At 63.9% G+C, this 7,967-nt stretch carries 8 protein-coding genes; 6 read left to right on the plus strand and 2 right to left on the minus strand.

Going from position 1 to position 7,967, the window contains the following annotated elements; translation table 11 throughout:
• Window positions 1-117 precede the first annotated feature (117 nt).
• Window positions 118-822 (plus strand): M50 family metallopeptidase, encoded by a 705-nt coding sequence (locus CH278_RS10980; RefSeq protein ID WP_032369542.1) that lies wholly within the window; start codon window positions 118-120, stop codon window positions 820-822.
• 19 nt (window positions 823-841) lie between these two features.
• Here the strand turns inward: CH278_RS10980 and CH278_RS10985 are convergent, their stop codons facing one another.
• A complete protein-coding gene (locus CH278_RS10985) occupies window positions 842-2,245 on the minus strand; it encodes a GntP family permease (protein ID WP_032367146.1) in 1,404 nt (467 codons plus the stop codon).
• Between the two features lie 116 nt (window positions 2,246-2,361).
• Here CH278_RS10985 and CH278_RS10990 point away from each other — a divergent pair, with 116 nt between their 5' ends.
• The 5 genes from CH278_RS10990 (at window position 2,362) to CH278_RS11010 (ending at window position 6,739) form a co-directional block, all read left to right on the plus strand.
• Window positions 2,362-3,327 (plus strand): lysophospholipid acyltransferase family protein, encoded by a 966-nt coding sequence (locus tag CH278_RS10990; RefSeq protein ID WP_052060443.1) that lies wholly within the window; start codon window positions 2,362-2,364, stop codon window positions 3,325-3,327.
• Between the two features lie 96 nt (window positions 3,328-3,423).
• Entirely contained in the window at window positions 3,424-4,407 is a 984-nt protein-coding gene (locus CH278_RS10995; protein ID WP_057474444.1) for an ATP-binding cassette domain-containing protein, read from the plus strand.
• Window positions 4,404-5,159 carry an ABC transporter permease gene (locus CH278_RS11000; RefSeq protein ID WP_032387558.1) on the plus strand — a complete coding sequence of 252 codons (756 nt, stop codon included), beginning with the start codon at window positions 4,404-4,406 and terminating at the stop codon, window positions 5,157-5,159. Before CH278_RS10995 ends, CH278_RS11000 begins: the two co-directional genes overlap by 4 nt.
• Window positions 5,160-5,174: 15 nt before the next feature.
• The gene (locus CH278_RS11005; protein WP_032390279.1) at window positions 5,175-5,912 is read left to right on the plus strand and encodes a lysophospholipid acyltransferase family protein; all 738 of its coding nucleotides are present in this window, start codon (window positions 5,175-5,177) and stop codon (window positions 5,910-5,912) included.
• A gap of 68 nt (window positions 5,913-5,980) precedes the next feature.
• Entirely contained in the window at window positions 5,981-6,739 is a 759-nt protein-coding gene (locus CH278_RS11010) for an SDR family oxidoreductase (RefSeq protein WP_032367143.1), read from the plus strand.
• Window positions 6,740-6,818: 79 nt separating this feature from the next.
• Here the strand turns inward: CH278_RS11010 and CH278_RS11015 are convergent, their stop codons facing one another.
• The gene (locus CH278_RS11015; RefSeq protein WP_080736605.1) at window positions 6,819-7,742 is read right to left on the minus strand and encodes a glucose 1-dehydrogenase; all 924 of its coding nucleotides are present in this window, start codon (window positions 7,740-7,742) and stop codon (window positions 6,819-6,821) included.
• Window positions 7,743-7,967 lie beyond the last annotated feature (225 nt).

The raw sequence follows: 7,967 nt of genomic DNA on the forward strand, positions 1-7,967 counted from the left end.
CAACCGCCCCAGAAAAACCCTGGGATGGGATACTCCACTCGAGGAGTACAACAAACGACTGCTCGTTGCGACGACCACGTGAACCCGTCACGAAGTTCCGCTCACATAGGGTGTGGTGTGAACGAATTCTGGGACCGCATTTCCGCGGTGAGTCCTGATCCACCCGTGTGGATCGTCCAAGTGGCTGCCCTGGCGGCGCTCGTCATCGTCGTGTTGCCGCAGACCTGGCGGATTGCACGCAACGTGGTGACCATCGCGCACGAGGGTGCGCATCTGTTCGTCGCGTTGATCACCGGGCGTCAGTTGATGGGTCTTCGGCTGCATTCGGATACTTCCGGCGTCGCGATCTCCAAGGGCAAGCCCACCGGTCTCGGTGTCATCGCCATGACTTTTGCGGGCTACGTCGGGCCGTCGCTTCTCGGACTCGGAGCCGCTCTGGTACTGGGTACACAGCGAGCGTCGGCCGTGCTGTGGATCGGCATCATCTCGATTGCGTTGATGCTGTTGATGATTCGAAATATCTACGGACTGCTGTCTCTCGTCACCGTCGGTGGGCTGCTGTTCGTCGTGTCCTGGTGGGGTACCGGGGAACAACAGGTCGCTGCGGCGTACTTCATCACGTTCTTCCTGCTGATCGCCGGTCCGCGCCCCGTTCTCGAACTGCAGAAATCCCGAAGCGCCGGACGGGCGCGGGACTCCGACGCCGATCAACTGGCTCGGCTCACATTCCTGCCCGGCATCGTCTGGGTCGGACTGTTTCTCGTCGTCACCGTCGGCGCACTCGCACTGGGGGCGTGGAGAATCCTGGTTCCGGTGCAGTGACGGCGGCTTGGATGAGGCGCTAGAACACCACCCACAGCAGCGACGCGAGGGCGAAGATAGCCAGTCCCAGTGTCGTTTCCATGACCGTCCAGGTCTTGAGGGTGGTTTTTTCGTCCATGCCGAAGAAGCGGCTGACGAGCCAGAAGCCGGAGTCGTTGACGTGGGAGAGCACGGTGGCTCCGGCGGCCAGTGCGAACACCAACAGCGCGATCTTGAAATTGCTCAGATCGAGCTCGGCGACCTGGACCGAGATCAGCCCGGCGGTGGTGGTCAAGGCGACGGTGGCCGAACCCTGCGCCACGCGTAGCGCGGTGGCGATCAGGAAGGCCTGCAACAGGATCGGCAGTCCGAGATCGGACAACGAGGCGGTCAGAGACTGGCCGATGCCACTGGCCCGAAGTACTCCGCCGAACATGCCGCCGGCACCGGTGATCAGGATGATCGAGCAGATCGGACCGAGGGCCTGGTCCATGTACTTGGCACCGTCGGCGACGGGGAATCGTCCGGGCGCGAGGATGAACAGGGCCAACAGCAAGGTGATGAGCAGCGCGATGGGCGTCTGCCCGATGAGAGTCAGGGCCGCTGCCCAGGTCTCGTCTCCGGTCAGCACACCCGAGGTGGTCAGAGTGTTGACCACGGTGTTGAGCGAGATCAGTACGAGCGGTGTCAACAGAATGAACAGCACCGCACCGAACTTGGGGGCCGGGTCGCGGAGGCCGGCCATCTCTTTGTCGTGTTCTTCGGAGTTGGCTGCGCCGTCGGCGAAGAGGTCGGCAGGCGCGGTGACGAATCGTTTGCCGAGCTGGGTACCGACCAGGTAGGAGCCGACGAACCAGGAGACGACTGCGACGGGGACGCCGACGAGAAGCACCGAACCGATATCTCCGCCGAGGAGTTCCGTGGCGGCGACGGGACCGGGGTGCGGGGGAACGATGGCGTGCATCGCGGCGAACGCGCCTGCGGTCGGCAGTGCGTACAGCAGCACCGACCCGCCGAAACGCCTGGCAACTGTGAAGATGATCGGTAGGAAGACGACGAGTCCGGCGTCGAAGAAGATGGGGAAGCCGAAGATCAGCGCGGCGACACCGAGGGCGAGCGGTGCGCGCTTGGCTCCGAATCGGTTGATCAGAGTATCGGCCAATACTTGAGCGCCACCGGTGATTTCGAGCAGTCGGCCGACCATCACGCCCAGGGCGACGAGTAGAGCGACCGAACCGAGGGTGGAACTGAAGCCCGAGAGCAATGCCGACGGCACGTCTGCCAGTGGGATCCCCGCTGCGACGGCGGTGACGGCGCTGACCAGAACCAGCGAGACGAAGGCGTGCAGTTTCACCTTCATGATCAGGAACAGCAGAACTGCGACGGCTGCTGCGGCGATCAGGAGTAGGGGAGTCGTCCCGTACGCCGGTTCGATCGGATCCATCTGTGTACCTCGTTCACTCGGCTGGAGATTCGACCATAACGGACAGCTCAGTGCCCGCGCGGGGATACCGAGCACGGCCGTCGGACCTGGAGTTCGTGGTGGAGTACCGTGCGAGTATGAGTGATGGGGATCACGTAGTGGGTGGGGACAGCTCCGACAAGCCTTCGAAGGACGCTCTACGCGAGCAAGCGCAGCGCTATGCCGCAGCGGCCCGGCTGAAGATGAAGGAGCGACGCGCGAAGGCGTCGGGTGGCCTCGGGTCCGTGGTCGCCGACCGCGCAGGAGATTGGGATCTCGACGATCAGAACACCGTGGCGATGGACCGTCAGCAGAAGCTCTGGAACGGGGTCATGGATCGCTACTTCCGAATGGAGATCGATGGGTGGGAGACGATTCCCGAGTCGCCGGTTCTCGTCGTCGGAGTGCATTCGGGTGCGCCGTTCGTGTGGGACGCGTGGACGGTGGGTGCGCAGTGGTGGCGACACTTCGGCGACAAGCGCATCCTGCACGGCACTGCGCACGACGCGCTGATGGCATTTCCGTTGATCGGCAAAGTCTTTCGGTCCATGGGAGTGTTACCGGCGGCTCCGGACTCGATGTCGACGGCGTTGGCCGAGGGCCGAGACGTGATCGTGTGGCCCGGTGGTGAGGTCGATTCGCTGCGGCCGTGGAGCAAGCGTGACGAGGCGACACTGGGTGGTCGAACCGGTTTCGTCAAGCTTGCGATCCGGATGGGTGTGCCCATCGTGCCGGTGGCGACCGTGGGCGGCGCCGACGCCATGCCGGTGCTCATTCGAGGCGACAAGCTCGCAAAAGCGCTCGGACTGGACAGGTTTGCGCGCCTGAAGGTCTTTCCCATCGCCATCTCGCTGCCGTGGATCATCGCGCCTGCCGCGCTGCCGCAGATTCCGTTGCCCGCCAAGATCCGAACCCGGTTCATGCCTCCGGTCGAGCTGGACCACGATCCGTCGCGCTGTGACGACGAGGCCTACGTCGACGCGAAATACGACGAGGTCCGCGCCAGTATTCAGGCCGGCATGGACGAGCTCGCCAGCAAGCGCAAGTTCCCGGTGTTCGGCTAGTTCGCTCGCGCCGGGCATCGCGGACCGTAGCTGACCGCGATCGTTTCTAGCGTCTCCTCTCGTACGGATTCACCGATACGACGAGGGGCGCACGAGATGATCGAAACATCGGGATTGACCAAGACTTTTCGGCAGGGCAAGAAGACCGTGGAGGCGGTGCGCGGCATCGATCTGACGATCGGTGAGGGAGAACTGGTCGCTCTCCTCGGCCCCAACGGTGCGGGCAAGTCGACCACGCTGCGAATGCTGACCACACTGCTGGCACCGACGTCGGGTTCGGCCCGGATCGCAGGGTTCGACGTGGGCAGGGACCGGGACAGTGTCCGGCGCAGTCTCGGCTACGTGGGGCAGGGAAACGGCGCGGGACACAACCAGCGCGTGCGAGACGAACTCGTCGTGCAAGGCCTGTGCTACGGCATGACTCGTCAGCGATCACGAACTCGCGCAGACGAATTGATCGACGCACTCGAGCTCGGCGAACTGCGCTCGCGCACCGTCTCGACGCTCTCCGGCGGACAGCGTCGCCGACTCGATATTGCCCTGGGGCTGGTGCATCGACCGGCGCTGCTGTTCCTCGACGAGCCGACCACCGGAATGGACCCGCAGAGTCGGGCCAACCTGTGGGATCACATCCTCCGGCTGCGACGCGAGATGGGCACGACCATCGTTCTGACCACCCACTACCTCGACGAGGCCGATTCGATGGCCGAGCGGGTCATCGTCGTCGACCACGGAACCGTCATCGCCGACGACACCGCCGCGTCGCTGAAATCGGAACTGGCAGGCGATCTGATCGTTCTCACCGTGTCCGACGCGTCGGCGCTTCTTCCGCTTCTCGACGGCATCGACGGCATCAGAGACGTCACGAGATCGGGTTCGCGGCTGAACCTGCGTGTCGGACGCGCCGAAGTCGTTCTCCCGGAGGTGCTGCGGCGGAGCGAGTTACACGGTATCCGCGTCCATACTGCGGACATGACCCGACCGACTCTCGACGACGTGTTCCTCGGACTGACCGGCCGTAGTCTTCGAGAAAGTGCCGCAGCGCTCGACAACGCGAGCGTGGCAGGAGAACTGCGATGAACGTTCTCTCCGGAAGCACTCTGGTGATGGGTCGGGAATTGCGGCCGATGGTGCGCGATCCGTTCACCGTCATCTTCAGTCTCGTCCAACCGCTGATCCTGCTCGCTCTGTTCGGCCCACTGCTCACCGATGTCCCAGGTCTCGGCGACGGAAGTGTCTGGGACTGGTTCGTGCCGGGTGTTCTCGCGATGATCACCATCTTCGGCACCTCCATGACGGGCTCGAATCTGCTGGCCGAGTTGCAGCAGGGTTCTCACGAGCGAATGTTGGTGACCCCGTTGCCGCGATCTGCCCTGCTCGTCGGGCGGGCGTTCAAAGAAATGGTGCCGCTCGCTGCGCAGGCCGTGTTGATCGTTCTGGTCGCATTGCCGCTGGGGTTGTCCGTGAATCCGATCGGTGCCGCGGTGGGAATCGTGCTGCTCGGGGTGTTCGGCGTCGGGCTCGGCGCACTGTCCTACGCGTTGGCTTTGGCTGTGCGGGGCCAGGATTGGGTGTTCTGGTCCATTCAGCAGACGTTGATGTTCCCGCTGCTCATCCTCTCCGGCACGATGTTGCCGCTGACGGCCGCACCGGGGTGGATGCAGTTCCTGGTGAACATCAACCCGCTCGGATATCTCGTCGACGCCGAACGTGCACTGTTCGCCGGAGACTTCGCGAGTTCGACGGTGATGGCAGGTGTCGTCGCAGCCGCGGCCACTGCGGCGGTCGGACTTGCCGTCGGGATCCGGGCAATGGGTTCCTCGCGGGTGTGAGGCTAAGCTCGCGTCATGGAGCGGCCTGCGGTAATTCTCGAGAACGACGAGACGGTGTACGACTTCTATCTGCGGCATCAGCAGAATCGTCAGGTTGCGAGGCTGGCGTACGCCGCCCTCGCCCGACGCTTCCGCCCGCGGGTGTCGTACTCCGACGGTGCCCGGGAGGAGCTGCGGCGTCTGGTGTACGACAACACGCGTCTGCTCATCGCGGTCAATCACCTCACCGAGAGTGATCCCTACACCCTCGCAGCGGCGGCCTGGGCGTCGCCGCTGCGTCCGGTGATCGGGCGCACCAGAGTGCTCGCGAAGGACGAATTGTTCCAGGACCCCAAGCAGCGCAAGCGAATCGACATGATGGGTGGCATTCCCGTCTTTCGCGGCAAGAATCACGGGATGCGGGCAGTCAGCGCGGCAGGCAACCGCATGATGGACATCAGTGCCGAAAGAATGAAGCGCGGCGACGACCTCGCGGTGTTCCCGGAAGGCACCTGCAACCTCGAGGATCCGACCACGGTGCAACACGTCGGCAGCGGAATCGGCCACATCGCGATGCGGGCCCGCAAACTCGGCGTCGAACCGACGTTGATCTGTATCGGACTGAGTTACGGCCCCGGCTCGGCAAAAGTGAAGCAGGCGAGCGTCTACTTCGATACGCCCATCACCGATCTGCCCCAGAAACCGATCGACATCACCCGCGTGGTGGCAGAGGGAATGCAGAAAGCACTCGACGGAGCGGTGGCTGCGTACTGACTGCGCCGCCGGGGTTGGTAGAAACAGATGACAGGTAATTCGATTCGGCGTTGTGTCAGGAGATATTCGTGAGCGATCAGATCAAGACGGCCATCGTCACCGGTAGTGCCCGGGGTATCGGTGCAGCAGTGGCCAAACGACTGGCCAAGGACGGTTTCGGTGTCGCGGTGGTCGACCTCGACGAGGCCGCGTGCAGCGACACCGTCGGCGCGATCGAGGCCGCAGGTGGCCAGGCCGTGGCCATCGGCGCAAACGTGGCCGACGAGGAGTCGGTGCAGACTGCAGTCGACCGCATCGCGAGCGAGTTCGGTGCACCGACCGTACTGATCAACAACGCTGGCATCACCCGCGACAACCTGCTGTTCAAGATGACGGTGCAGGACTGGGATTCCGTGCTCGGCGTACACCTGCGCGGCTCGTTTCTGATGACGCGTGCAGTGCAGAAGCACATGATCGACGCCAAGTGGGGTCGCATCGTCAACCTGTCGAGCACCTCGGCCCTCGGCAACCGCGGTCAGGCGAACTACTCCGCGGCCAAGGCCGGCATGCAGGGATTCACCAAGACTCTCGCCATCGAGCTCGGCAAGTTCGGTGTCACCGCCAACGCCATCGCCCCCGGATTCATCGAAACCGAGATGACGGCAGCCACCGCCGAGCGAGTCGGAATGTCGTTCGACGACTTCAAAGCGGCTGCGGCGTCGCAGATTCCGGTGAACCGCGTCGGACATCCCGACGACATCGCCCACCTGGCGTCGTTCTTCGTCAGTGAGGGTGCCGGCTTCATCTCGGGTCAGGTCGTCTACGCAGCCGGTGGCCCGAAGGACTGACGTTTCCCGCATGCGTGAATGGACCATTCACGAGCCCGGACGGGTGTGAATGGTCCATTCACGCAGAGCGCGAAGGCGACTACGGCGTCGGCATTCCTCCGTTGACGTTGAGGGTGTCTCCGGTGACGTATCCCGATTCCGCTGAGGACAGGTACACGTACGCGCCGGCGATCTCGGCCGGCTGACCGGCCCGGCCCAGTGGGGTTTCCTTGCCGAATTCCGGCAGTGCCGACGTCGGCTGCCCGCCCGCGGCCTGCAGCGGAGTCCAGAACGGACCGGGCGCAACGACATTGACGCGAATTCCCTTCGGTGCCAACTGCTGCGCGAGTGCCTTGCTGATGGTGTTGATGGCCATCTTCGTCGTCGCGTAGTCCACCAGACCGGGCGAGGGCGTGTACGCCTGGATGGAGCTGGTGTTCACGATCGTCGAGCCGGCAGGCATGTGCGGCACGGCTTCCTGAATGATCCAGAACAGTGCGTACACATTGGTTTTGAAGGTCTGGTCGAACTGCTCCGACGTGAGATCCGCCAGATCCTCGACGAACTGTTGCTTGCCTGCAACGTTGATCAACAGGTCCAGGCCGCCGAGCTCGTCGACGGCGGTATGCACGAGGGCACGCGCAGCTTTCTCGTCGGTGAGATCTGCCGGTGCCAGGACGGCGGTGCGACCGGCGTCGCGAACCAGCTGGGCGACATCCTGCGCGTCCTTCTCCTCCGACGGCAGATAGTTCAGGACTACGTCGGCACCCTCGCGGGCAATGGCGATGGCTGCAGCACGGCCGATGCCGGAGTCGGCACCGGTGATCAGGGCCTTACGGCCGGTCAGCCGTCCGGACCCGCGGTACGTCTGCTCGCCGTGGTCGGCCAGGGGTTGTAGATCGGCAGCGAGACCGGGCGGATCCTGGTGCTGCTCAGGGAATCCGTCCTGGCGGTACTGCGTGACGGGATTGGTGAAGGTGTACTGATCACTCACGATGGGGTCGTCTCCGAACCTGGTATTCATTGCGTGGGGAACCTGCTGCTCGATTCCGTCTCCACGCCGAATGCCCAGAGTCGCCCGCAAACAAACTGAGCCGGGTCTCTCCCCGGCTCACGCCATCCCCGCCAACGGATGAATGCGGCATTCAGCTGCACTGGACCCCGTGGGTTGGACCGGTTAATGGAAATCCTAGGCTGCGAGGGCCTGGGCTCGGTATTGCACCGGGCTCAGGCCGTCGAGTCGTAGCGA

Source organism: Rhodococcus sp. 05-2254-5, from assembly GCF_002258575.1.
Classification (GTDB): Bacteria; Actinomycetota; Actinomycetes; order Mycobacteriales; family Mycobacteriaceae; genus Rhodococcoides; species Rhodococcoides fascians.

Excerpts from the sequence above, each read along its gene's own strand:
- CH278_RS10985 (WP_032367146.1), bottom strand. The coding sequence starts at position 2,245 with ATGGATCCGATCGAACCGGCGTACGGGACGACTCCCCTACTCCTGATC.
- CH278_RS10990 (WP_052060443.1), top strand. The coding sequence starts at position 2,362 with ATGAGTGATGGGGATCACGTAGTGGGTGGGGACAGCTCCGACAAGCCT.
- CH278_RS11000 (WP_032387558.1), top strand. The coding sequence starts at position 4,404 with ATGAACGTTCTCTCCGGAAGCACTCTGGTGATGGGTCGGGAATTGCGG.
- CH278_RS11005 (WP_032390279.1), top strand. The coding sequence starts at position 5,175 with ATGGAGCGGCCTGCGGTAATTCTCGAGAACGACGAGACGGTGTACGAC.
- CH278_RS10995 (WP_057474444.1), top strand. The coding sequence starts at position 3,424 with ATGATCGAAACATCGGGATTGACCAAGACTTTTCGGCAGGGCAAGAAG.
- CH278_RS11015 (WP_080736605.1), bottom strand. The coding sequence starts at position 7,742 with ATGAATACCAGGTTCGGAGACGACCCCATCGTGAGTGATCAGTACACC.